This is a genomic window from Mycobacterium sp. NGS67, assembly GCF_059812185.1.
Genome location: NZ_JCALCF010000014.1, coordinates 95,596 through 120,006 on the forward strand (window position 1 = coordinate 95,596; position 24,411 = coordinate 120,006).

18 protein-coding genes and 1 pseudogene are annotated in these 24,411 nt (G+C 65.8%); 8 read left to right on the forward strand and 11 right to left on the reverse strand.

The window, feature by feature from the left end; genetic code table 11:
• The first annotated feature begins 2 nt into the window (after positions 1 to 2).
• The 6 genes from AC5Y4D_RS15395 (at position 3) to AC5Y4D_RS15420 (ending at position 10,371) form a co-directional block, all read left to right on the forward strand.
• Complete coding sequence (locus tag AC5Y4D_RS15395; RefSeq protein WP_499992107.1) at positions 3 to 2,996, forward strand: MMPL/RND family transporter; 2,994 nt, start codon at positions 3 to 5, stop codon at positions 2,994 to 2,996.
• A gap of 44 nt (positions 2,997 to 3,040) precedes the next feature.
• On the forward strand, positions 3,041 to 4,153 hold the full coding sequence (gene pe, locus AC5Y4D_RS15400; protein WP_499945171.1) for an acyltransferase PE: 1,113 nt from the start codon (positions 3,041 to 3,043) through the stop codon (positions 4,151 to 4,153).
• Positions 4,154 to 4,196: 43 nt separating this feature from the next.
• The gene (locus tag AC5Y4D_RS15405; RefSeq protein WP_499992108.1) at positions 4,197 to 5,246 is read left to right on the forward strand and encodes an NAD(P)H-dependent amine dehydrogenase family protein; all 1,050 of its coding nucleotides are present in this window, start codon (positions 4,197 to 4,199) and stop codon (positions 5,244 to 5,246) included.
• 167 nt (positions 5,247 to 5,413) lie between these two features.
• Positions 5,414 to 5,869, forward strand: a complete 456-nt coding sequence (locus AC5Y4D_RS15410) for an MmpS family transport accessory protein (RefSeq protein WP_499992109.1) — start codon at positions 5,414 to 5,416, stop codon at positions 5,867 to 5,869.
• Positions 5,866 to 8,769 carry an MMPL/RND family transporter gene (locus AC5Y4D_RS15415; protein WP_499992110.1) on the forward strand — a complete coding sequence of 968 codons (2,904 nt, stop codon included), beginning with the start codon at positions 5,866 to 5,868 and terminating at the stop codon, positions 8,767 to 8,769. Before AC5Y4D_RS15410 ends, AC5Y4D_RS15415 begins: the two co-directional genes overlap by 4 nt.
• 75 nt (positions 8,770 to 8,844) lie before the next feature.
• A complete protein-coding gene (locus AC5Y4D_RS15420) occupies positions 8,845 to 10,371 on the forward strand; it encodes a PecA family PE domain-processing aspartic protease (protein WP_500037560.1) in 1,527 nt (508 codons plus the stop codon).
• A 173-nt stretch (positions 10,372 to 10,544) separates the two neighbouring features.
• On the opposite strand, the gene AC5Y4D_RS15425 is transcribed toward AC5Y4D_RS15420, so the two are convergent.
• The 5 genes from AC5Y4D_RS15425 to nadD are packed head-to-tail and all read right to left on the reverse strand — an operon-like array spanning position 10,545 to position 13,808.
• On the reverse strand, positions 10,545 to 11,375 hold the full coding sequence (locus AC5Y4D_RS15425; protein WP_500037561.1) for a DegV family protein: 831 nt from the start codon (positions 11,373 to 11,375) through the stop codon (positions 10,545 to 10,547).
• Between the two features lies 1 nt (position 11,376).
• The gene (gene octT, locus AC5Y4D_RS15430; RefSeq protein ID WP_499945165.1) at positions 11,377 to 12,111 is read right to left on the reverse strand and encodes a diglucosylglycerate octanoyltransferase; all 735 of its coding nucleotides are present in this window, start codon (positions 12,109 to 12,111) and stop codon (positions 11,377 to 11,379) included.
• The gene (gene gpgP / locus AC5Y4D_RS15435; RefSeq protein WP_500037562.1) at positions 12,101 to 12,784 is read right to left on the reverse strand and encodes a glucosyl-3-phosphoglycerate phosphatase; all 684 of its coding nucleotides are present in this window, start codon (positions 12,782 to 12,784) and stop codon (positions 12,101 to 12,103) included. The genes octT and gpgP overlap by 11 nt, the downstream gene beginning before the upstream one ends.
• Complete coding sequence (gene rsfS / locus AC5Y4D_RS15440; protein WP_500037563.1) at positions 12,781 to 13,167, reverse strand: ribosome silencing factor; 387 nt, start codon at positions 13,165 to 13,167, stop codon at positions 12,781 to 12,783. Before rsfS ends, gpgP begins: the two co-directional genes overlap by 4 nt.
• A complete protein-coding gene (nadD, locus tag AC5Y4D_RS15445) occupies positions 13,164 to 13,808 on the reverse strand; it encodes a nicotinate-nucleotide adenylyltransferase (protein ID WP_499945161.1) in 645 nt (214 codons plus the stop codon). Before nadD ends, rsfS begins: the two co-directional genes overlap by 4 nt.
• Positions 13,809 to 13,979: 171 nt before the next feature.
• On the opposite strand from nadD, the gene AC5Y4D_RS15450 reads away from it, so the two are divergent.
• On the forward strand, positions 13,980 to 14,972 hold the full coding sequence (locus AC5Y4D_RS15450) for a class I SAM-dependent methyltransferase (protein ID WP_499945280.1): 993 nt from the start codon (positions 13,980 to 13,982) through the stop codon (positions 14,970 to 14,972).
• 170 nt (positions 14,973 to 15,142) lie between these two features.
• Here the strand turns inward: AC5Y4D_RS15450 and AC5Y4D_RS15455 are convergent, their stop codons facing one another.
• The 6 genes from AC5Y4D_RS15455 to AC5Y4D_RS15480 form a co-directional block, all read right to left on the reverse strand.
• Positions 15,143 to 16,585, reverse strand: coding sequence for a vWA domain-containing protein (locus tag AC5Y4D_RS15455; RefSeq protein WP_499945160.1), 1,443 nt, complete (start codon positions 16,583 to 16,585; stop codon positions 15,143 to 15,145).
• A complete protein-coding gene (locus AC5Y4D_RS15460; RefSeq protein WP_499945159.1) occupies positions 16,585 to 17,460 on the reverse strand; it encodes an AAA family ATPase in 876 nt (291 codons plus the stop codon). Before AC5Y4D_RS15460 ends, AC5Y4D_RS15455 begins: the two co-directional genes overlap by 1 nt.
• A 27-nt stretch (positions 17,461 to 17,487) precedes the next feature.
• Positions 17,488 to 18,735 carry a glutamate-5-semialdehyde dehydrogenase gene (locus tag AC5Y4D_RS15465; protein ID WP_499945158.1) on the reverse strand — a complete coding sequence of 416 codons (1,248 nt, stop codon included), beginning with the start codon at positions 18,733 to 18,735 and terminating at the stop codon, positions 17,488 to 17,490.
• Positions 18,736 to 18,782: 47 nt separating this feature from the next.
• Positions 18,783 to 19,172, reverse strand: coding sequence for a hypothetical protein (locus AC5Y4D_RS15470; protein ID WP_500037564.1), 390 nt, complete (start codon positions 19,170 to 19,172; stop codon positions 18,783 to 18,785).
• A gap of 306 nt (positions 19,173 to 19,478) precedes the next feature.
• Complete coding sequence (locus AC5Y4D_RS15475) at positions 19,479 to 20,882, reverse strand: mechanosensitive ion channel domain-containing protein (RefSeq protein ID WP_500037565.1); 1,404 nt, start codon at positions 20,880 to 20,882, stop codon at positions 19,479 to 19,481.
• Positions 20,879 to 23,062, reverse strand: a complete 2,184-nt coding sequence (locus AC5Y4D_RS15480; protein WP_500037566.1) for an adenylate/guanylate cyclase domain-containing protein — start codon at positions 23,060 to 23,062, stop codon at positions 20,879 to 20,881. The genes AC5Y4D_RS15475 and AC5Y4D_RS15480 overlap by 4 nt, the downstream gene beginning before the upstream one ends.
• Positions 23,063 to 23,470: 408 nt before the next feature.
• Between AC5Y4D_RS15480 and AC5Y4D_RS15485 the strand changes: the two are divergent.
• Positions 23,471 to 24,389 (forward strand): annotated as a pseudogene (locus AC5Y4D_RS15485) (13E12 repeat family protein); the annotation flags it as partial.
• Positions 24,390 to 24,411 lie beyond the last annotated feature (22 nt).

Consider the following 24,411-nt stretch of genomic DNA (forward strand, 5'->3'; position numbering starts at 1 on the left):
AAATGCGACGGCTAGCAGATCTGGTGGTGCGGTGGCCCTGGGTAGTGATCGGACTGTGGGTCGCGATCGCGGTCGCGCTTCCGCTGACGTTGCCTTCCCTCAACGAGATGGCCGAGCGTCACCCGATCGCGATCCTGCCCGAGGATGCGCCGTCGAGCGTCGCCGCCCGGCAGATGACCGAGGCGTTCCACGAATCGGGTTCGGAAGACCTGCTGCTGGTGGTGCTGACCAACGAGCGCGGCCTCGGTCCTGCCGATGAAGCCGTTTACCGCAAGGTGGTCGACGCGCTGCGCCAGGACACCCGCAACGTCGTGATGGTGCAGGATTTCGTGAGCACTCCCGCCTTGCGTCCCGCCCTGACCAGCAAGGACCGCAAATCCTGGGTGCTGCCGGTGGGCCTGGCAGGCGAACTGGGCACTCCGAAGTCCTACGCCGCCTTCAACAAGGTCTCCGACACCGTCGGGCACATCGTTGCCCAAACGCCGGCCGGAACCTCGCTGAAAGTGCATCTCACCGGACCCGCGGCCACCGTCGCCGACCTCACCGCAGCCGGTCAGCACGACCGGCTGCCGATCGAGATCGCCATCGGCGTCCTGGTGCTCCTCGTCCTGCTGGTCGTCTACCGCAATCCGGTGACCATGTTGCTGCCGTTGATCGCCATCGGGGGTTCGCTGGTGATCGCCCAAGCCGTGGTGGCCGGTGTCTCGCAGTTGACCGGTCTGGGGGTGTCGAATCAGTCAATCGTCTTCCTCAGCGCGATGATCGCGGGCGCGGGGACGGACTACGCGGTGTTCTTGATCAGCCGTTATCACGACTATGTGCGCTCCGGCGCGGACTGCGACGATGCGGTCCGCAAGGCGCTGGTCTCGATCGGGAAGGTGATCACGGCATCCGCCGCCACGGTGGGAATCACCTTTCTCGGGATCAGCTTCTCGCGGATGGGGATCTTCTCGACCGTCGGGGTGGCGTCGGCGATCGGGATCGGTGTGGCATTCCTGGCTGCGTTGACCTTGCTGCCCGCGATCCTGGTGATCGCCGGTCCGCGCGGCTGGGTCAAGCCGCGCCGTGAGCTCACCGCCCGGTGGTGGCGGCGTTCGGGCATTCGCATCGTGCGGCGCCCGACGTCGCACCTGGTTGCCAGCGTGCTGGTCCTGGCGATCCTGGCCGGCTGCGCGGGTTTGGTGCGCTACAACTACGACGACCGCAAGGCCGTGCCGGCCTCTGCTCCCAGTTCGATCGGTTATGCCGCCCTGGAGAATCATTTCCCGGTCAACCAGTCCATCCCGGAATTCATCCTGATCTCCTCACCGCATGACCTGCGCACGCCGCGCGCGCTGGCCGACCTGGAACAGCTGGCCGAGCGTGTCAGCCAACTGCCGAATGTCGCTGCGGTCAGCGGCGTCACCCGGCCCACCGGGGTCGTGCCGGAACAGTTGCGGGCCACGTATCAGGCCGGAGCCATCGGGGCTCGGCTGGGCGGTGCCTCAGATTTGATCAGCGACCACACCGACGACCTGAATCGCCTGGTGAACGGCGCCGATCTGCTGGCGACCAACCTCCGCGACGCCCGCGGCCAGGTGACCCAGATCGTGTCCAGCTTCCAAGGATTGATCGACGAGTTCGCCTCGATGCGAAGCCAATACGGGGGCGACAGGCTGGTTGCGGAAGTCGAGACCGCCGCCAAGCTCGTCAACAGCGTCAACGCGCTGGGCAATGCGATGGGGCTGAACTTCATGGCCGTACGAGACATGTTCGGCTGGATCGGACCGGTACTAGCCGCCCTGCAGAACAACATGGTGTGCAACGCGGACCCGTCCTGCAGCAATACCCGTGCCCAGTTCGAGCGCATGATGCAGGTGAGCGGCGACGGAAGCATCGACCGGATCAACGATCTGGCCCGACAGATGCAGACGTTCCAGGATCGGCAGACCCTCGATGCGACGGTAACGCGGTTGCGCGCAACGCTCACCCAGTTGAACAAGGCCGTGCATGCGGCGGGACTGGATCAGCCCGGTGGAGTCCAGGGCGGCCTGACCAAACTCCAACAGGGCGCCGACCGCTCCGCGGGTGGCAGCCGACAGTTGGCTGACGGGGTGGAGCAGCTCGTCGAGCAAGTCAAACAACTGGGCGCGGGGCTGGGTGAGGCGTCGGCGTTTCTGCTGGCGATGAAAGACGAGGCGGCACAACCGTCCATGGCCGGCTTCAACATCCCGGCTCAGTTGCTGCAACTGGACGAGTTCAAGAAGGCCGCCAAGATGTTCGTGTCCCCGGACGGGCACACGGTGCGGTATCTGGTGCAGACCAAGCTCAATCCGTTCAGCGCCGAGGCGATGGATCAGGTGGATACCATCACCGCCACCGCCCGGGGCGCCCAGCCGAATACCGCACTGGCGGACGCCAAGGTCTCGATGGCGGGATACCCTGTGACGCTGCGCGATACGCGCAACTACTACGACCATGACATCCGGTTCATCATCGCCGTGACCATCATCGTCGTACTGCTGACGTTGATGGCATTGCTGCGAGCCGTGATCGCTCCGCTCTACCTGGTCGGCACCGTGGTGATCTCGTACCTGTCTGCGCTGGGTATCGCTGTGTTGGTCTTTCAATACCTGCTGCACCAGCAATTGCATTGGAGCGTGGCACCATTGGCCTTCGTGGTGTTGGTCGCGGTGGGTGCCGACTACAACATGCTCTTCGTCTCGCGCATGCGTGACGAGTCGCCACGCAGCATGCGGTACGGCGTGATCCGCGCGCTGGGCTCGACCGGGGGCGTGATCACCGCGGCAGGCTTGATCTTCGCCGCTTCGATGTGCGGTCTGTTGTTCTCCACCATCAGCACCGTGGTGCAGGGCGGCTTCATCATCGGTGTCGGCATATTGCTCGACACCTTCGTGGTGCGCACCGTGCTGGTCCCGGCGGTCGCTGCGCTGATCGGGCAGGCCAGCTGGTGGCCATCCCGGCCGAGACCACGCCGGGTCGGCACGGACGCGTGACGTGTGACAGACTACGAACCGAATCGAGCAGGCGAGGAGTAGGGATGAAGAAACTACTCGCGGGGGCTGTCGCGCTGGCAATGACTTTGGTAATCGACTCTGCCGCAGCATCTTTCGGCACACCGGTTGCCAGAGCCGACGAAACGCCGCTGGTTCCGACGCCGACGGACGAGTTGGCGTACGCCCTGGGCGGCGCGCACGTCCTGGGCATCCCGTACGACGAATACATCCGTCGCGAGGGGGCTGATTGGCTCCCCACCCGGCGCCGCCAGATCGTCGACTACCCCGCAGGCCAGGTCCAGGGCCACGTCCTGGGACGCCTCTTCCCCGGCATCGCCAAGCTGGACGAGATGATGCCCGGGTTGGGCGCGGACGGTCCGAGCGTCGGCGAATCGGTCCTGGTCGGCGCGGACAATCTCACTGCGGCGATCGGTCGAGGCGGTCCCGGCACCGTGATCGGGTTGTCCGAGGGTGCGCTGGTGCTCGACGAAGTGCAGGCACGGCTCGCCACCGATCCCAACGCTCCGCCGCCAGATCACTTGACATTCAACACGTTTGGTGATCCGGTTGCTCGGCACGCGTTCGGCGAGAGTTTCCTGACCGCCATGTTCCCGGTCGGCAGCATCGTCCCCGCGCTCGACTATCCGGTGCCGCCACCGGTCGAGAGCCAGTACGACACCAGGATGTTCATCTCCGCATACGACTCGATCGCCGACTTCCCCGACCGGCCGGACAACTGGATGTCGCTGGCCAATACCCTGGTGGGGCTGATGACCGGGCACACGGCGGTCGCGTTCACCAACCCCAGCGTGGTGCCGCCGCAGAACATCCGGAGCACGGTCAACTCCCGCGGTGCGACGACCACCACTTTTCTGATTCCCGAACGGCACCTTCCGCTGGTGCTGCCCTTCCAATATCTCGGGGTCGACGAGGGGACGCTGAACAAGCTCGACACGGTGCTGCTGCCCTCGGTCAACGCCGGCTACTCCCGCAACGACGACCCGCTGACCGCTCCGGTGCAGGTGGACCCGGTCAACGGTTACGACCCCGCGGCTGTCACCGCCCCGGCCACTCAGGCCACCTTCGGCGGCGGCGCGGATCCGATCTCACAGATCCTGTCCGGTGCGATGTACGCCTTCAACCAGTGGCAACACTGACGCCGGGGCGGCCACCCACTGCCGCAGTGCGGGTCAGCGCCCGATGAGCGCCGACCGTCGGCTGCGGGTCATCCAGTGGACCACCGGCAACATCGGGCGACGGTCGCTGCACGCGATCATCGGACGGCCGGACATGGAACTGGTCGGGGTGTATGCGCACGGTGCTGACAAGGTCGGTCTCGACGCCGCCGATCTGGCCGGCTGGCCGGAGCCGACGGGTGTGCACGCCACCAGTGACGTCGACGCGCTGATCGCGTTGGGTGCCGACGCGTGTTGCTATAACCCGTTGTGGCCCAACATCGATGAGCTGGTGCGGCTGTTGGAGTCCGGGGTCAACGTATGTTCCAGCGCGGCCTGGATCACCGGCGGCAAGCAGACACCGCAGGACCGCGAACGCATTCTGGCGGCCTGCGCGAAAGGCAACTCCACGATCTTCGGCAGCGGCGCGCACCCCGGTATGACGAACATGGTCGGCATGGTGCTCAGCGGTGCCTGCGAGCGCGTCGACGAGATCCGGATCACCGAATCGGTGGATTGCTCGACCTACGAATCGGCGGAAACCCAAACAGCCATGGGCTTCTCGCAGTCGCCCGACACCCCCGGACTGGCCGAGAGCGTGCGGCGGGAAAGCGAGGTGTTCGCCGAGTCCGCGGCCATGATGGCCGACGCGATCGGCGCGCGACTGGACCGGATGACTTTCGACGTCACCTTCACCGCCGCCACCGGCGACTCCGACCTGGGCTTCATGACGATCCCGGCGGGAACCGTCGCCGGCGTGCACGGCTACCACCGCGGCTGGGAGGGTGACCGCAACGTCGTCAGCGTCGGATTCAACTGGACCATGGGCGATCACGTCGTCCCGCCCAAACCGCTCGAGCACGGACATGTCATCCAGGTGTTCGGCCTGCCCAACATGCGCACCGTCCTGCACTGCCTGCCGCCCCGGGACTGGAAGGAACCAGGGTTCATGGGCCTGGGCATGATCTACACCGCCATGCCGGTGACCAACGCGGTCCCGGCGGTGGTCGCCGCTCGTCCGGGCATCGTGACGCTGGCCGACCTTCCGCCGGTCACCGGTCGCCTGGCGCGCTGAGACTGTGTCGTCCGGCACATTGCGGTCACCCCGAGGAACGCTTCCGTGCACTAAGGGTTAGGGTACTTAGCCGAGCAAAGATTTCCGCGCCGCCGACGGGTGGGTGGGAAGCAAGCTCTCCGATTGGGTGTTGCAACCCCAGTATCGGCGTGCGAAAGGCAGTGACGATGAGGAATGGTTCGGTCACGGGCACCGCAACCCGCCTGCTCAAACGAATCTGGATACCGCTGGTTCTGGTGGTTGTCCTCGCCGTCGCGGGTCTGGTCGTGTCGCGCTTGCACAAGGTCTTCGGCTCCGAGGACCTCAACGCGAATGCCGGTGCCGGGATAGAGATCGTGCAGTTCAACCCTAAAGTCGTGGTCTACGAAATCTTCGGGTCGTCCGGGGCCACCGCGAACATCAACTACTGGGACGCCGACGCCAACACCCACCAGGTGAACTCGGCAGCACTGCCGTGGTCGGTCACGATCTCCACGACGTTGCCTTCGGTAAGCGCCAACATCATGGCCCAGTCCGACGGCAGCAACGTCGGCTGCCGCATCACGGTCGACGGAATCGTCAAGGAAGAGAAGAAGTCTGGCGGCGTCAACCCGCAGACCTTCTGCCTGGTCAAGTCCGCATGAGCGGCGCAGAAGACACGCGGGACGCGACCACCGGCCCGATCGCTGTGCAGCCCGCCGAGGCCCCGCCGCCCGCCGAACGACCACACCGGCCCGCTATCCCCCACTTCATCCGCATCTTCGCGATTCCGATCATCCTGGCCTGGGTGTTCGTCACGGTGCTGGTGAACGTCGCCGTCCCCTCCCTGGAGGTCGTCGGCGAGCAGCATTCCGCACCGATGACCCCGTTGGACGCGCCGTCCATGCAGGCGATGATGCGGCTGGGACACAACTTCAAGGAGTTCGACTCCAACAGCACGGTCATGATCGTCCTGGAAGGCGATGCGCCGCTGGGTCAGCCGGCGCACGACTACTACGACAACCTGATCCGCCAACTGCGCGAGCAGCCCAAGCACGTCCAGCACATCCAGGACTTCTGGGGCGACCGGCTGACGGCCGCCGGAGCCCAAAGCGCCGACGCCAAGGGCGCTTACGTGATGCTGAACCTGGCCGGCAACCAGGGCACCACCGAGGCCAACGATTCGGTCGAAGCGGTGCGCAAGGTCATCGACAAGAATCCGGCACCACCCGGGCTGAAGGTTTACGTCACCGGCCCGGCCGCGCTCAGCGACGACATGCACGTGATCGGCAACGCCAGCCTGGCCAAGATCACCCTGTTCACCCTGGGCGCGATCGCCATCATGCTGCTGCTGGTCTATCGCTCGATCGTCACCACACTGATCCAGCTGTTCATGACGTTCATCGCGCTGGCTTCGGCGCGCGGAGTCGTCGCGGTGCTGGCGTACAACAACGCCTTCGGGCTCACCACGTTCGCGGCCAACATCCTCACCATGCTGGCGATCGCCGCCGGCACCGACTACGGGATCTTTCTGGTGGGCCGGTATCAGGAAGCGCTACGCGCCGGCGAGGACCGGGAAACCGCCTACTACACGACCTTTCGCGGGGTTGCGCCGGTGGTGCTGGGGTCGGGCCTGACGATCGCGGGGGCCACCTATTGCCTGAGCTTTACCCGGCTGCCGTGGTTCAACACCATGGGTTGGCCGGTGGCGATCGGGATGCTGGTGGTGGTGCTGGCCGGTGTGACGCTGGGCCCCGCAGTGGTGCTCGTGGGCAGCAAGCTGCACCTGTTCGAGTCCAAGCGCGCCACCGGGCAAGGACGGCTGTGGCGGCGGGTCGGCACCGCGGTGGTGCGTTGGCCCGCACCGATTTTGGCGGTCAGTACCGCGATCGTGCTGATCGGCATGGTCGCGCTGCCGAGCTTTGTCACGAGCTACAACGACCGCTTCTACCTGCCGACCTCGGCCCCGTCCAATCAGGGACAAGAAGCTGCCAACCGGCACTTCTCCGAGGCCCGGATGAATCCCGACATGCTGATGGTCGAAGCCAACCACGACATGCGCAATCCGGCCGACATGCTGGTGCTGGACCGAGTGGCCAAGAACGTCATGCGCACGGTCGGAATCGCCATGGTCCAGGACATCACCCGGCCGTTGGGCATTCCAATCCAGCACAGCTCCATACCTTTTCAGAACAGCATGCAAAGCCAGACCACCATGCAGAACATGGCTTTCCTGCAGGACCGGATGGCCGACATCACCAAGATGGCCGACCAGATGCAGTTCATGATCGAGACCATGGAGCGCATGTACAAAGTGACGCAGGAGCTTTCCAGCGCCGCCGACGACAGCGCGAGGACCACGGCCGAGACCGCCGAGATCACCAACCGGTTGCGTGACCACATCGCCGATTTCGACGATTTCTGGCGCCCGATCCGCAGCTACTTCTATTGGGAGAAGCACTGTTTCGACATTCCGATCTGCTGGTCGTTGCGCTCGCTGTTCGAGTCGTTGGACGGATTCGACCAGCTGGCCGGGCAGTTCGACGAACTCACCAAGGACATTCAGCGCACCGCCGCGGCCACGCACCAGATGTTGGTGCTGATTCCGCCGATGATCACGACGATGAAGACGACGAAGGCGCTCACGCTGACCATGCAGGCCACCTTCTCCGCGATGCTGGACCAGATGAAGTCGTTGAGCGATACCGCGGTGGTGATGGGGCAGAGTTTCGACCAGTCCAAGAACGACGACATGTTCTACCTGCCGCCGGAGGCGTTCGACAACCCGGACTTCCAGACCGGCCTGCGGATGTTCCTGTCGCCGGACGGGAAGTCGGCGCGGTTCTTCATCACCCACCAGGGCGATCCGATGACCCCGGAAGGGATTTCGCGCGTCGAAGCCGAGCGGACCGCTGCACAGGAAGGACTCAAGCAGTCGTCGCTGTCCGACGCCAAGGTATACCTCGGCGGCACCGCCGCGACATTCAAGGACATGCACGACGGCGCCAAATACGACCTGATGATCGCGGTGGTGTCGGCGCTGACGCTGATCTTCATGATCATGCTGCTGCTCACTCGCAGCGTGGTGGCGGCGATGGTGATCGTGGGCACCGCGGCCAGTTCGATCGCCGCGTCCTTCGGGTTGTCGGTGCTGATCTGGCAGGACCTGTTCGGCATCAAGATCCACTGGATCGTGATGGCGTTGTCGGTCATCATCCTGTTGGCCGTCGGGTCCGATTACAACCTGTTGCTGGTGTCCCGGTTCAAAGAAGAGATCCACGCCGGGCTCAAAACCGGGATCATCCGGTCGATGGCCGGAACCGGTGGTGTGGTGACCGCGGCGGGTCTGGTCTTCGCGTTCACCATGGCCTCGATGCTGGGCAGCGACCTGCGGGTGCTGGGTCAGTTCGGGTCGACGGTGTGCATCGGTCTGCTGCTCGACACCCTGATCGTGCGCACGTTGTTGATGCCGTCGATCGCCACGCTGCTCGGGCGGTGGTTCTGGTGGCCCATGGTGGTGCACCCGCGCGGGGACAACGCTCTGGTACATGCCCGGCGGGCCTAGCTGCGCTATTCGGCACACCAAGTAAGCCGTTGCCGGTTACTCTCTTGAGTGATTGACGCGACGAGGAGGCCGGGCATGTCATTTCTGCTGGTTTCTCCTGACCAATTCGGTTCGGCGACAACTGTTTTGGAACGCATCGGTTCGTCGCTGCATTCAGTCAACGCCGCGGCGGTCGTTCCCACCACCGGCCTGGTGGCCGCCGGCGCCGACGAGATCTCGGCCGCGGCGGCGACGTTCTTCACCGAGCACGGGCGGCAGTACCAGGCGGCGGCCGGGCAGTTCGCCACGTCCTACGAGCAGGTCGTGCTCAGGCTGCTGGAAACCGCACGTGCTTACGCGGACGCCGAGATCGCCGTTGCCAATCACCTGGTCGCCAGCGCGTCGCACTTCGTCAACGACCCCATCCTGCAGATCACCGGACGCCAGCTGTTCGGCGACGGCGCGAACGGATACACCGACGCACAAGGCGTGGGAACCCCAGGCGGGCCCGGCGGGTGGTTGTTCGGCAACGGCGGCACCGGCGGCGTCAGCGTCCGATACGGGGCGGCCGGCGGCGACGGCGGCGCCGGCGGTCTGTTGTTGGGCAACGGCGGCACCGGCGGACGCAACCTCTACGGCGGCATGCCGGGTGGCGACGGCGGGTCCGCCGGTCTGATCGGTATCGGCGGCACCGGCGGAGCCAGTGGGCCGGGCGGCGTGGGCGGGGCGGGCGGTCGCGGCGGGTTGCTGGGACTGCCCGGCACCGCCGGAATCAGCACCGCGCTGGGGCCGAACCAGACGCTGATCCATCCCGGCCAGTGGGGCAGCCCGATCGTGAACATCTCGGTCGGCGGCGGACCGAGTGTGCCCGTCACCGTCGACTCCGGCGCCAGCGGTCTGGTGGTACCGCCGCAATTCGTCGATCTGACCAAGCTTGGTACGCCCATCTCCTCCGGCAATGTCACGTACGGCGGGACCGTCTTCGTCAGCTACCAGACGTATCAGACGACAGTGAACTTCGGGAACGGAATCGTCACCGCGCCAACGACTGTCGGCGTCGCCACCTCGGCGTATGTCGGCAATCCTGCCAACCCGATCCCGGTTTCGTCGCTGCCGGCCTATCTCGGCGTGGGCCCCAACAACGACTTCCCGTTCAGCAGCCCCGTGAACGCCGCCTTGCCGGCCAACATAAATCAGGGCGTGCTGATCAATCTGCCCCGCGGTCTGCTGGAGTTCGGGCCCAATCCGCTGCCCCCGCTGGTCGAGATGGACGGTGCCCCGAGAACCGTTGTGCAGGTGCAGATCAACAACGAATTGCCGCAAACCGTGGGCGCATTCATCGATTCCGGGGGCGAGCTGGGCGCGATCCCACAGTCATTGGTGCCGGGCCTGGCGGTCGGCAACCACCTGCCGGCTGGGACAGTCATCACCGTCTCCACGATCAACGGTGTGCCCCTCTACACGCAGACGGTCACCGCGGCCCACAGCCCGTTCGTCGTCGCGTCGGCGACGCCCAATAATTTCTACGTCTTCAACACCGGGTCCTACCCGTTCTCGCAACTACCCATCTACATCTGGAACAACGACGCGGTGGGTACGACGGTGTTCGTCCGGCAGATCTGACGCGTCTCCCGCCGCGGATCCACGCCGATCCAGTGATTTGGCGTCTCGACGAGTTGCCGTGCGTCGGCAGATTCGACGTCTGGTGGTCGAGATCCCAGATGTGTTGAGCAACAGCCCAACTAGCCTCCGGTGGGAGCGGCGACCCTGACGCTGGTTCCGGACTGATCCCGGCGCTACTCGACAATCTGCAGACACACCGCCAGCGCTCCCGCACCGACATGCACCGCCAGCACCGGACCCAGTGCTGTGACGATCGCCGGCTCAGCCGCCGGTAGCCGGTCGGCCAGCATCGCCGCCACTTCGCGTGCGCCGTCGGGATTGGCGACGTGCAGCACCGCCAGCGACGCCGCGCGCTCCCCCACCACCTCGCAGATCTGGTCGACCAGCGCGGTGACAGCCCCCTTGGCGGTGCGGATTCGTTGTGCCAGAACGAGTTTTCCGGCGTCGACGTGCAGCAGCGGCTTGAGGGCCAGCGCCGTGCCCAGCCACGCCTTGGCGCCACCGATGCGTCCACTGCGGCGCAGGTTATCCAGTCGCTGCACGATCATGAACGCGTGCGTGCGGTCCACCGCCCCAGCCGCGGCGGCGGTGACGGCATCCAGATCGACACCGGTGGCCGCCGCCCGGGCAGCGGCCAACGCGATGAAACCGGTCCCCATCGCCGTCGACCTGGAATCGACGACCCTGACCGCCGAGCCGAACTCCTCAGCGCTCAACTCGGCGGCGCGGCAGGTCCCGGACAGATCCGACGAGATATGGACTGCCACAACGCCATCGCCGTCGCTGGCCGCCAACGCCTCCCGATAAGCCGCGCACAGCTCGGCGGGGGTGGCGGCAGCGGTGGTGGCGTGGCGCTTGTGGATGTCGTCGGGGACCTCGTCGACGCCGTCGCGCAGATCGGCGCCGTCGAGCAGGATATGCAGCGGCACTTCGCGTATCGCCCACTTGTCGCGCACCTCGGCCGGTAGCCGCGCCGCGCTGTCGGTGACTACCACGACCGGCATGTCAGCGGGTTTTCTCGCTCGGCACGCCCGCTTCGGCCAGCGCTTTGAGCATCAACTCCGCGACCGCCCGGTGCGCCTCGAAGTTCCAGTGGATGCCGTCGGGATTGCCGCGCCCGTTGAGCACCTCGTCGGCGACAGCGGCCTTGAGATCCACCAGCGGAACGTCATGCTGTTGCGCCCATTCGGTGATCGCCGCAACCGTGCCCGCGCGGCCGTGGTGCGCCTTGCCGTACGTCTCGGCGATGTGCACCGACGGCAGCGACGCGACCACCGGAATACCGGGTCGGTTGAAATCGATTGCGCCACGGGTCATTTCCAAGTATTCCGCGGACAGGTGCGGCGGCAGTGCTGACCGGGCGACCGGCGACAGCCTCGGCTGCAACCACCCGTAGCCGTCGCGCACCCAGCGCCGCAGCCACGGCGGCCGCACGTAGCGGATGAGCTCGCGCAGTGCGGTCGGCCACACCGACGGCAACGAATCCATGCCACTGGTCGCGAAGATCACCGCACCGGCCCTGGGCAGCGCCGCCCACGACCGCGGGTCCTGGGTCGCCGCCCACCACACGTCCCGGCAGGTCCAGCCGATCCGGCCGATCAGTTCGACATCCCAATCTAGCTGCGCTGCAACGATATTGGGCCAGATACGCGGGTCGTCGGCGGGCAGCCCGCCGGTGGGGCCGTAGTAGGACAGCGAGTCGGCGAAGATCAGCAACGTGGGCCGGTGGTCAGAGGACATCGTCGGAAACCTGCGCCGAAGCGTTCCACACGTCCAGCCGCCAGCGGATCTCGTCCAACCCTGCCCCGAATCCGACATCGTCGTCGGAGTGACCACTGAGCTGCACCCAGCTGCAATTGCCCAAACCACCCAGGACCGGCCAGTTGGCGACCGGCAGACCCAACAGCGCGGCCGACAGTGCGGCGATCAATCCGCCGTGCGCCACCAGCACGATCGGCCGCTCCGGCTGGCTCGGGGCACCCCATTCGGGCTCATCGACCAACAGTTCGGCGACCAGCGGCAGGCTCCGGGCCGCCACGTCGACCCTGCTCTCGCCGCCGTGCGGCGCCCAGCTGGCGTCCTCGCGCCAGGCCAATCGGGCGCCCGGCAGCTCGGCGTCGATCTGCGCGTGGGTCATGCCCTGCCAGTCACCCAGGTGTGTCTCCCGCAGCCGCGGGTCCACCCGCACCGGCAGACCCGTGCGCTCCCCCAGCCTGACCGCGGTGTCGTAGGCGCGGCGCAGATCCGACGACACGATCAGCGCTGGCTGCAATTTGCCCAGCACCTCGGCCGCGGCTACCGCCTGGGCGCGGCCCAGCTCGCTCAGATCGGTCTCGAGCTGACCTTGCATCCGGCTGCCCAGGTTGTAATCCGTCTGCCCGTGACGCAACATCACCAGCCGGCGCGTCCTCACGGCGTCCCCGCCTCATCGGGCTCGGCGTCCAGATCCACCGGGATCACCGGGCAGTCGCTCCACAGCCGGTCCAGCGCATAGAAGTTGCGGTCGTCCTGGTGCTGGATGTGCACGACGATGTCGCGGTAGTCCAGCAGCGTCCAGCGGCCTTCGCGGGCACCTTCGCGGCGCGCCGGTTTGTAACCGGCCCGGCGCATCTTCTCCTCGACCTCGTCGACGATCGCGTTGACCTGCCGTTCGTTGGATGCCGAGGCGATCACGAAGCAGTCGGTGATCACCAGCTGCCCGGAGACGTCGATCACGATCACGTCGTCGGCGAGTTTGGATGCCGCGGCGGCCGCGGCGACCGTGGCCATGTCGATGGCTTCCTGGTTCGCGGTCATGCGCTGTTCCCGGCGGCCACGCTCGCCGCAGGCTGGCGATACAGCCGGCGCTTGGACACGTACTGCACGACCCCGTCGGGCATCAGGTACCACAGCGGTCGACGCTGCGCGGCACGTTGCCGGCAGTCGGTCGACGAGATCGCCAGCGCGGGAATCGTGAACAGTCTCAACGCTTCTGCGGGCAGGTCGCTCAGGACGCCGGTGATGTGGTCGTGGCGCAGTTCGTAACCGGGTCGGTTGACCCCGACGAACCGGGCGAGCTCGAAGAGTTCCTCCCAGCTCTGCCAGGACAGGATCGTGGCCAGCGCATCGGCGCCGGTGATGAAGTACAGCTCCGCATCCGGGTTGAGCTCGCGCAGTTCCCGCAGTGTGTCCTTGGTGTAGGTGGGGCCGCCGCGGTCGATGTCGACCCGGCTCACCGAAAAGCGCGGATTGGAGGCGGTGGCGATCACCGTCATCAGATAGCGGTCCTCAGCGGGGGACACTTCGCGTTCCTTCTGCCAGGGCTGGCCGCTGGGCACGAACACCACCTCGTCGAGCTCGAACTGGTGCGCGACCTCGCTGGCCGCGACCAGGTGTCCGTAATGGATGGGATCGAACGTCCCGCCCATCACCCCCAGCCTGCGCACCTGCTTTTGCATGGTTTGCCAGCTTACTTGAGCAGCCGCTCCCGCTCGCGCCGCGCGCTGGCGACCGCCATCAACGTCCTTTTGGCCCGATACCGTCCACCCGCGCCGTCGATCGTGTAGAAGGAGTCTGTGGAAACTCCGACGACGGGCTCGGTAGATCAGACGCAACAGTGGAAGGACGCCATGGCCCGGCGTTTCTTCAGCCGCTCGGTGGTCACCGGGGAGATCTCGCTTCCGGCCGTACCCAGCATGCTCGACCATTACGTGGAGATGTGCAGCAACATCTTCGCCAGCGTCGGCCGGCAGTTCAACGACGAGGAACTCGCGCACCTGCGCAAGGTCCTGGAAGGCCAACTCGCAGAGGCGTACTCCATATCCCAACGCTCCAATATCGTCATCTCCTACAACGCCCCCGTCGGCCCGACCCTGCACTACCAGGTCAATGCCCGCTGGTTCACCGTGGCCGAGTCGTACGAGAACTGGGTCGCCACTCGCGAACCACCGCTGTTCGGCACCCAGCCCGACGCCCGCGTGTGGGCATTGGCGAACGAAGCCGCCGACCCCACCACATACCGGGTACTCGACATCGGCGCCGGCACCGGTCGAAACGCGCTGCCGCTCGCGCGCCGCGGTCATCCCGTCGACGTGGTGGAGCTCACCCCGAAATTCGCCGAGATCATCCGGTCTGAGGCGCAGCGCGACGGGCTCGATGTGCGGATCATCGTGCGCAACGTCTTCGAGACCAAAGACGACCTGCGCCAGGACTACCAGCTGATCCTGCTGTCCGAAGTGGTGCCAGACTTCCGCACCACCGACCAATTGCGTGGCCTGTTCGAATTGGCCGCGCACTGCCTGGCGCCCGGCGCACGACTGGTGTTCAACACCTTCCTGCCGCGGCACGGCTACGAAATCGACGACGCCGCACGCGAGTTCGGCCAGCAGGCGTACACCGGCATGTTCTCGCGGCAAGAGGTGTCCGACGCGTCGGCCGGACTACCGCTGGAACTGGTCTCCGACGATTCGGTGTACGAGTACGAGCAGGCCCACCTGCCGCCCGGCGCGTGGCCGCAGACCAGTTGGTACGCCGCGTGGGTCAGCGGTCTCGACGTGTTCCCGGTCGAACGCGAGGACAGCCCGATCGAGATGCGCTGGCTGGTCTTCCGCAAGACCCGCTGACTGTCACGCTAGCGTGACGCTCGGCGTCGAGTGTCACGCTAGCGTGACGCTCGACGCACCTGGCGCTCAATTGCCGGGTCAATTGCCGCCTCAATTGCCGAGTGTGAATCTCACGACGCGACTCGCCGACTACGCGTCGGGAAATTCACACTGAGGGCCGACGGCGGCCGCTAAACCGGCAGCAGCTGATCGATCACCGCGGCCAGCTGTTTGGCCGACCGGCATTCGTGCATGGTGATCACGTCCTGATAGCGCGGCACCGCCGAATCACCGCTGCCCCACAGGTGTTTAGGTTCAGGATTGAGCCAGTGCGCATGCCGCGCGGCGGTCACCATGTCGTCGAGCACGTCGACGGCCGGGTTGCGGTAGTTGGTGCGCCCGTCGCCCAGAATCAGCAGCGAGCTGCGCGGTGACAGCACATTCGGGTTCGCCTGCTGGAACGTGATGAACGCGTTGCCGTAATCGGAGTGGCCGTCGCGGGCGTACACGCCCGCTTCGCGGGTGATCCGCTGAATCGCCACCGCCAGGTCGGCTTCGGGGCCGAACATGTGGGTCACCTCGTCGGTGGTGTCGATGAAGGCGAACACCCTTACCCGCGAAAACTGTTGCCGTAGAGCGTGAACCAGCAGCAAGGTGAAGTGACTGAACCCGGCGACCGAACCGGACACATCGCAGAGCACCACCAACTCCGGGCGGGCCGGGCGGGGCTTCTTCAGTACGACGTCGATCGGCACGCCGCCGGTGGACATGGACTTGCGCAACGTCTTGCGCAGGTCGATCGATCCGGCGCGGGACCGGCGCCGGCGGGCGGCCAACCGAGTGGCCAGCGTGCGCGCCAGCGGAGCGACCACGCGGCGCATCTGGCGTAGTTGATCGCCGGAGGCGCGCAGGAACTCGACGTTCTCCGAAAGCTGTGGAATGCCGTACATCTGGACATGCTCACGGCCGAGTTGCTCGGCAGTGCGTCGCTTGGTCTCGGCATCCACCATCTTGCGCAACTGTGTGATACGTTGCGCGGCAAGTGCTTTGGCGATCTGCTCTTGAGTCGGTGTGGGCTCGTCGCCGTACGGGGCGAGCAGCCCGGCCAGCAGCTTGCCTTCGAGTTCGTCCAGCGCCATCGCCTTGAGTGCCTGATACGACGAGAACGACGGGCCGCGGCTGGAACTGTATTTCCCGTACGCCTCGACGATCCGGGCGATCATCTGCACGAGGCGCTCGTCCATGTCGGCGAGCTCGGGATTATCGGTGAGCAAATCGAGCAGCATCTGGCGCATCGCCTCGACGTCGTCGGGCGGCAGCGAGTCGGGGTCCTCGGCGCCGTCACCGTCGATGACGACGGCGCGGGCACCCAGCGCGGCGGGAAACCACAGGTCGAACATCGCGTCGTAGGTGTCCCGGTGCTCCGGCCGCCGCAACACCGCGCACGCCAGGCCCTCGCGCAGCACCATGCGATCGCCCAAACCCAGCGTGGCCATCACCCGCCCGGCGTCCACCGTCTCCGACGGACCGACCGAAATCCCGCTGCCGCGAAGCGCTTCCACGAACCCGACCAGATGTCCGGGCAGCCCGTGCGGGGCGAGCGGCCGGCTGGGTCGGATGCGTCGGGTGGCCATCAGTTGAGCCTTAGTTCTCCGGCCGCACGCTGCTGGTCGGACTGATGTTTGAGAACGACGCCGAGCGTTTGGGCGACGACCGCGTCGTCTATGGTGTCCAGCCCCAGGGCGAGCAACGTCCGTCCCCAGTCGATGGTCTCGGCGATCGACGGCACCTTCTTGAGTTGCATGCCGCGCAGCACCCCGATGATGCGCACCAGTTCCTCGGCCAGATGCTCCGGCAACTCCGGCACCCGGGACAACAGGATCCGCCGTTCGAGATCTGGCGACGGAAAGTCGATGTGCAGGAACAGACAACGACGTTTGAGCGCCTCGGACAGCTCGCGGGTGGCATTGGAAGTCAGCACCACCAACGGTGTCCGGGTCGCGGTGATCGTGCCGAGTTCTGGGACGGTGACTGCGAAGTCGGAGAGCACCTCCAGCAGCAGGCCCTCGATTTCGATGTCGGCCTTGTCGGTTTCGTCGATCAACAGCACGGTCGGCTCGGTGCGCCGGATCGCGGTCAGCAGCGGGCGCTGCAGCAGGAATTCCTCACTGAACACGTCGTCCTTGGTCGCTTCCCAGTCGCCCGATCCGGCCTGGATCCGCAGGATCTGCTTGGCGTGGTTCCACTCGTAGAGCGCTCGGGCCTCGTCGACGCCCTCGTAGCACTGCAACCGGACCAGACCGGAATCGGTGGCCTGAGCGATCGCGCGGGCCAATTCGGTCTTGCCGACGCCTGCCGGCCCTTCGACCAGCAACGGCTTGCCCAGTCGGTCGGCCAGGAACACCGCCGTGGCGGTGGCGGTGTCGGGCAGGTAGCCGGTCTCGGCGAGCCGCCGCGAGACGTCGGCGATGTCGGCGAACAACGGCACGGGGCGCGCGGGCACGCTCATCGGAGGTCTCCTTCGAAAAAATACAGTTCAGGCCGGACGGGTGTGGCCGTCACCCCACACGATCCACTTGGTCGAGGTCAGTTCCGGCAGCCCCATCGGGCCGCGGGCGTGCAACTTCTGGGTGGAGATGCCGATTTCGGCGCCGAAACCGAACTGCTCGCCGTCGGTGAACGCGGTCGACGCGTTCACCATCACCGCGGCCGCATCAACCTGCGCGGTAAAGCGCTGTGCAGCAGCAAGATTCGTGGTCACAATGGCTTCGGTGTGCCCGGTGCCGAACTCGTCGATGTGCGCGATGGCGCCGTCGACGCCGTCGACCACCGCCACCGCGATGTCCATCGCCAGGTATTCGCGGCGCAGGTCGTCGTCGTCGGCGTCGAGATGGACGGCGACGCCCGCATTCTGCAACGCATTCAGCAGTCGCGGCAGCGCATGCTCGGCGATCGCGGCGTCCACCAGCAGGGTCTCCGCGGCGTTGCAGACGGACGGCCGGCGGGTCTTGGAGTTCAGCAGGATCCGCTCGGCCACGTCGAGGTCGGCGGCTTCGTGCACATAGACGTGACAGTTGCCGACCCCGGTCTCGATGGTCGGGATCTGTGCGTCGCGTACCACCGCCTCGATCAGTCCCGCTCCCCCGCGCGGGATCGCCACGTCCACCAGGCCACGCGCCTGGATCAGGTGGGTGACGGTGGCGCGGTCGGCCGATGACAACAGCTGGACGGCGTCCGCGGGCAGGTCCTGAGCGACCAGGGCGCCGCGCAGGACCGAGACCAGTGCCTCGTTGGACTTGGCGGCTGACGAGCTGCCACGCAGCAGCGCGGCGTTGCCGGACTTGAGCGTCAACCCGAAGGCGTCGACGGTGACGTTGGGACGGCCCTCGTAGATCATTCCGACCACGCCGAGCGGAACCCGCTGCTGGCGCAGTTGCAGACCGTTGGGCAGCGTCGACCCGCGCAGCACCTCACCAACCGGATCGGGCAGACCCGCCACCTGCCGCAGCCCGGCAGCGATGCCGTCGACCCGCTGCGGGTTCAGCGCCAGCCGGTCGAGCATGGCGGCAGGAGTGCCGGCTTCCCGCGCGGCGTTCAGGTCTTCGGAGTTGGCGGCCAGAATCTGGTCGACGTGGGCCAGTACCTCGTCGGCGGCGGCGTGCAGTGCGCGGTTCTTAACCGCGGTGGGCGTCACGGCCAGGACGCGAGCGGCGACCCGGGCACGCCGAGCGGCGTCGTGCACCTCTTGACGCAGATCGGGCATCGCCGGAGCTGGCAGACTCATCAGCCCAGGATATCGGGCTTAGCGCTGCTCAGTCGGGTCGGGTCAGCTCAGCCGGACTTGGTCTTCCACCATTGGTAGAGGCTGCTGATGTCGTTGCCCTGGACCGCGGCGGCCCGCAGCTTGGCGTTGTCCGACCAGGCCACGACAGAGACCTTGCCGTTGCCGGCGACGACGGTCCCGCACTCGACCTGCCCGCCGACTTGACCTTGGCTGGTCCACGGCCCCGGCGACTGCTGATCACCCGGACAACTCGATGCCAGATCGATCTTGGCGCTGCTGAACCCCGTCGCCAGGTCGTCGACGCTTCGGTATAGCGCGAACGAAGCCGCGGTCGGACCGCCTGCGACGGTGCTTTGGTCGCAGTTCACCTTCTCGACCGCGAGTCCTGTCGATGTCTGCGCCTCGCAGTTACTCGACGAGAAACCCTCGGGCAGCATCCCCATCAATTTGCTTGGCGCGGCCGACGCAACCCCCGGTACGGCGGCTCCACAACCGAGAACCGCGACCGTCACGAACACTCTCGCCCCGCGGGTGAATTGGACCATGGCAAACAAACTCCGCTCGGATAGAAGCCCGTACAGCAGGTCATGCGACTTGGTCGCCGACCCATGTGGCAAACGGTAACTCCAACGGCTTGTCTACCGCGACGGTTTTCGTGGAAAAAGTCCAAACGTGGGCCGGTGGACTGGCTCGCGGGGAGTCATCTGCGCTTTGCCGATCTGCCGGCACCCCACCGGGCGGGGTCAACTCACCGCCTCGTGGCGGGTCACCCGCCGAGCCTTCCGTTGCCGCTCATCGATGAGCCGACCCAGATCCTGTAGCAGCGTCGGCTTGTTCATCACGATTTTTTCCACATGTTCGCGGTCGATCTCCAGGGCGGTCACTTCCTCGAGGGCGTAGGCACCGGCGACGTTGGGTTGCCGAGTCAGCGCGGTGATGCCGATGAACGATCCCTCGTCCAGGGTCGAGAACGGCACCATGACCCCGTCCTCGTCGGTCACGACCAGTCGGACGCTGCCGGCGACCAGGAACGTCATCACCGTGGGGACCGACCCGGGATACTGCACGACTTCGTCGGCGCCGTACCGAACGATCCTGGCGTACGGGGCGAGGAACTGCTGGTCGACAAGAGTGAGTCGCAGTTCGTCCGCAACCACGGTGCGCAACGCCTCCGTCACCCGTTCTGGCGTCGAAAAGTCGTCTTGGGCGCCGTCCAGGTGGAGCTTTTCCCGACGGGCCGCGTACCAGATCCAACGCAGGAACGTCGATTGCGTGGCTCCTTCGTCGGCGGGCGAGTTGACCCTGATCGTCGTCCGGTACTCACCGCCACCCAGCGCGACCGAGTCCGGCGTGCTGCCGGGCTGCATCAGCGGCAGCGCGGCGGCCACCGTCGACAGCATCGCGCACACTTTGTCGGGCGGATCCTCGACGGCGAACGTCGTGGTGATCGTGCACTTGTGCGGGCCCGCCGGGCGGCTGAGGTTGGTGAACGCTGTGGCGGCCAGCACCGAGTTCGGCGTGATCCGAAGTCCGCTACCGGTCTGGATGTGCACCGCTCGCCAGTTCACCTCGATGACGCGTCCCCGGGCCGTCTGGGTGTCCAGCCAGTCGTTGATCCGGAAGGGTTGCTCGAAGAGCATGAACAGACCCGAGACGATCTGGCCGACGGAGTTCTGCAACATCAGGCCGATGACCACCGACGTGATACCCAGGGCGGTGAACACCCCACCGACGCGAACGCCCCAGATGTAGGACAAGATCACCGCGAGCCCGACACCGATCAGCGCGAAGCGGCCGACGTCGAGGAAGATCGCCGGAACCCGTTTGCGCCAGCTTTCTTCGGGAGCCCCCTCGAAGACCGTCGCATTCAGTCCGGACAGCAACAGCACCAGGACCAAGAAGCCGAAGACGGTCGTGAGCAGGCGCACCGGGACGTCACCGGCCGGGACCTGTGATGCCTTGACCAGCAGCAGCAACAGCGCTCCGAGCGGCAGCAGCCAGTTGCGCAGCATGCTGACCTGCCGGGCCAGGCGGCTCCGGCGCCGGACGAGTGAATGCTGCAGTTCGGTCAACAGGATCAGGCCGACCGGGAACCCGATCGCCACCGCGAGAGCCCAGTAGAACCACGAGGAGTGCAGCGGGTTCATTGCCGCTCCACCAACCGGTAGATGGTTTGTTCGGCGCCGCCGACCAGGATGGTTCCCGCCGGTGTGAAATTGCGGGTGTCACGCATCGCCTCGTACACTTGCGCCGCGACGTAGATGCCCGGTTGTGGTGCGCCGCTGTGCATTTGGTAGGCGAGGCTGACTGCCGCGCCCCACATGTCGTAGACGAGGCCGGACTGGCCGACCAGCCCGCTGACGACGTTTCCGGTGTTGATGCCGACCCGCAGACCGAGGACGTGTCTGCTCTTGTTGTTGAAACGATCGATGATGCGACGCATTTCGAGCGCGAACTCGATGCTGCGGTGGATGCTGTCGAGTCGCGGTGTGATCACGCCGCAACTGGCGAGATAGCCGTTGTGGAACGTCCGGATCCGTTCCACGCCACGAGCTTCGGCGGCCGCGTCGAACTGACGGAACAGATCGTCGACGATCTCGACCAGTTCCTGTCCGGACAACTCGTTGGAAATCTCGTCTACCCCGACGATATCGGCGAAGACAATGGCGACATCCTGGTGCATCTGCGCGACCGTGGCCCCGCCTTCGCGATAGCGCTGGACCACCGACTCCGGCATCAGGGCCAGCAGTAACCGGTCATTCTCTCTGCGTTGCTCGTTGAGCAGCTCCTCTTTAATCGCCAGGTTTCGGCTCATCTCGTTGAAAGCGCCAGTGAGGTCCGCGATTTCGTCGCGGGAGGTGATCGGGATGTTGACTTCGTAGTCGCCGGAGCTGATTTTTTGCGTGCCTTCTTCCAGGCGCCGCAACGGCCGAACGGCGGCCTGTGCGATCAGCATCGAAGCCACACTGATGACGAAGATCATCGCGGTGACCGCGACCGCCAGCGTCTTGCTGAACCGGCCCAACCGCGCGAACGCATCAGAATCGTCGCGGGTGGCCAGAATCGCCCAGTGCAGATCGGAGTTGGGGATGTCCAGCGGCGCGAACGCTTCCAACTCTTGGTTACCGGTGTAGTCAGTGCCGACCATGACGCCGGTTTCACCACGTAGCGCGGCACGCGCGCCGGCGCTCTTGATCGGCTGCACCAATGTGGTGCCGCCCAGCTTCATCGCCCGATCCGGGATTTCCGACGAGGTCCCCGCGGCAATGATCTCGCGGCGGTATGCCTTCGGGTCTTCCAGGAAAATCCTTGAGTCCGAGCGCATCAAGTCGTCCGTGCCGGTCAGATACGTCTCGGTCGCGGGACCCATGCCGGCGGATTGCCATTTTTTGTCGGCGGTCATGATCTTGTTGATCTTGGCAATCGGCAGCGGCAAAGCCATGACCCCGTCGACCTTGCCGTCGATGCCGATCGGCGAGACCGCCCACGCCGTCGGAGCTCCCAATGCCGGCTGGTAAGCCTGGAAGTCGGTTATCCATACATATTCGACGTCGTTGGCGCGCAGTGCTTTTCGATATGCATCGCGTAGGTTGGATTCGCGGTAAGGACCGGTCAGGATGTTGGTGCCGAGGTCTGGGCCCTTCTTGACGGAGTAGACGACATTGCCGTCCATGTCGAACAGCAGCGCATCCCGATAGTCGAATCGGTTGACGATGTCGCGCATGTAGAAGTCGTAGCGGACATTGGCTGCCGACCACGCGCTGCCGTCACCGGCGTCCAGTGGCGGCTCGAAGTTCGGAACCTGGACGGCGGTGTAATGGGCTTGAAGGTACTTCTGCGCGTTGGTGTTCGGCAGAACCGCATTGAGATCGATCTCTTCGCCCGTCACCTGCTTGATCGGTTTGATCATCTGGTTGTCGTAGTAGTTGGTGATCGCTTGCTGCTGCGCCGGCGTGATGGTCGACGTAGCCAGCTGGTTGAACCCGGCGGTGAGCGCGATGACAGCCTGGCTGACGCTGAAGCCGCCGCTGTAGACGTCCAGCGAGTTCGTCACTTCGGCAAACAATGCCTCGATCTGGCGCTTCTGGGATTCGCGCAGTTCGATCAGTCGCTCGGATTCGACTTCGCGCAGAGCGCTGCGACCGGAAAGCCCCCCGATGAGGCCGATGACCGCGACCGACAAAATAGACGAAAGCAACAGCGCCACCAGGATCTTGGACTGGATGCTCACCCGGAAGCGTATCCGGGACAGGAAGCGACCGGCGCGCCTTCTGGCCGGAGCACTGCCGCTCTCCGGCGTTTCCTTTGTTGGCTCACCCGACGTCAATCGGCTTCCCTTCCCGATCACGCAGCACACTAGCTCGCACGCCCATAGTTATCGGCTGTCGGAGCAAAGTGACGCCGGGCCGTGTCCGTGTTTTCACCGAAAGGTGATGCGGCGCAGGTGCGCCAGTATGCGAAGCCGAGTAGTCGTCGTAGGCAGCGTGTCCGAGGAATGCGCTGTGCGGCAAGCACTTCGGCGTCGTGTCGGGTCGGGCCAAGTTGATTTGTCCACAGTTGCAGGTTTATCCACAGGTGCGTCTTCGGGGCCGGGGAGTTGTCGGTGCCGCTCCCTAGAATTTGGGGTATGGCAGCGAGCACGCGTGAAGAGATCGTGGAGGTCTTTGACGCACTCGATGCCGATGTGGATCGTTTGTGCGCGTTGTCCTTTGAGGTGTTCACCACCCCGGAGCGGATGCGGGCTCTGCAGCGCCTGGAGCGGGCAGCCCGCCAACTGCGCACACCCCAGCACGCGGTGATCAACCAACTCGCCGCCCAAGCCGCCGAGGAGGAGTTGGGCGGCAAGTTGCGCAGTGCGTTGGCGGATCGGTTGCGGATCTCTCAAGCCGAAGCCGGCCGGCGCAATCGCCGAAGCCAAAGATCTCGGCGCGCGCCGGGCGCTGTCCGGGGAGCCGCTGGGGCCGCTGCTCACCGCGACCGCGACCGCCCAAGGCGCCGGACTCATCGGCGATGAACACATCCGCTTGATCCGCAAATTCCTGGCCCATCTGCCCGACACGGTCGATGCGCTGACCCGCCTGGACGCCGAAGCCGACCTGGTCGACAAAGCCACCCACTTTCGCCCCGAACAAGTGCAGACCTATGCCCAGGAAGTGATGGCCTATCTGCACCCCGACGGCAACTACAGCGACGACGAACGCGCCCGCCGACGCGGCCTGACCCTGGGCAAGCAAGGTGTCGACGGCATGTCGCGCCTAAGCGGGCTGGTCACCCCCGAGCTGCGGGCCGCGATCGAAGCGGCGTGGACGAAGTTGGCCGCACCGGGGATGTGCAACCCGGAACACGAGGCACCACGCGTGGACGGCGAACCCGACGCCGAGGAGGCGCAGCGCGATACCCGCTCGGGACCCCAACGCCAGCACGACGCGCTGCTGGCCGGGCTACGCGCACTGCTGGCCTCCGGCGAACTGGGCCGCCATCGCGGCCTGCCGGTCACCATCATCGCCACCACCACCGTGGCAGAACTCGAAGCCGCCGCCGGGTGGGCGCGCACCGGCGGCGGCTCCCGCCTACCCATGAGTGATCTGATCCGCATGGCCGGCGGCGGCGCCCACCACTACCTGGCGATCTTCGACGGCGCCAAACCCCAAGCCCTCTATCACGCCAAACGCTTGG

Coding starts and splice junctions, on each gene's coding strand:
- AC5Y4D_RS15395 (WP_499992107.1), top strand. CDS start 3: ATGCGACGGCTAGCAGATCTGGTGGTGCGGTGGCCCTGGGTAGTGATC.
- pe (WP_499945171.1), top strand. CDS start 3,041: ATGAAGAAACTACTCGCGGGGGCTGTCGCGCTGGCAATGACTTTGGTA.
- AC5Y4D_RS15405 (WP_499992108.1), top strand. CDS start 4,197: ATGAGCGCCGACCGTCGGCTGCGGGTCATCCAGTGGACCACCGGCAAC.
- AC5Y4D_RS15410 (WP_499992109.1), top strand. CDS start 5,414: ATGAGGAATGGTTCGGTCACGGGCACCGCAACCCGCCTGCTCAAACGA.
- AC5Y4D_RS15415 (WP_499992110.1), top strand. CDS start 5,866: ATGAGCGGCGCAGAAGACACGCGGGACGCGACCACCGGCCCGATCGCT.
- AC5Y4D_RS15420 (WP_500037560.1), top strand. CDS start 8,845: ATGTCATTTCTGCTGGTTTCTCCTGACCAATTCGGTTCGGCGACAACT.
- AC5Y4D_RS15425 (WP_500037561.1), bottom strand. CDS start 11,375: ATGCCGGTCGTGGTAGTCACCGACAGCGCGGCGCGGCTACCGGCCGAG.
- octT (WP_499945165.1), bottom strand. CDS start 12,111: ATGTCCTCTGACCACCGGCCCACGTTGCTGATCTTCGCCGACTCGCTG.
- rsfS (WP_500037563.1), bottom strand. CDS start 13,167: ATGACCGCGAACCAGGAAGCCATCGACATGGCCACGGTCGCCGCGGCC.
- nadD (WP_499945161.1), bottom strand. CDS start 13,808: ATGCAAAAGCAGGTGCGCAGGCTGGGGGTGATGGGCGGGACGTTCGAT.
- AC5Y4D_RS15450 (WP_499945280.1), top strand. CDS start 13,980: ATGGCCCGGCGTTTCTTCAGCCGCTCGGTGGTCACCGGGGAGATCTCG.
- AC5Y4D_RS15455 (WP_499945160.1), bottom strand. CDS start 16,585: ATGGCCACCCGACGCATCCGACCCAGCCGGCCGCTCGCCCCGCACGGG.
- AC5Y4D_RS15460 (WP_499945159.1), bottom strand. CDS start 17,460: ATGAGCGTGCCCGCGCGCCCCGTGCCGTTGTTCGCCGACATCGCCGAC.
- AC5Y4D_RS15465 (WP_499945158.1), bottom strand. CDS start 18,735: ATGAGTCTGCCAGCTCCGGCGATGCCCGATCTGCGTCAAGAGGTGCAC.
- AC5Y4D_RS15470 (WP_500037564.1), bottom strand. CDS start 19,172: ATGCTGCCCGAGGGTTTCTCGTCGAGTAACTGCGAGGCGCAGACATCG.
- AC5Y4D_RS15475 (WP_500037565.1), bottom strand. CDS start 20,882: ATGAACCCGCTGCACTCCTCGTGGTTCTACTGGGCTCTCGCGGTGGCG.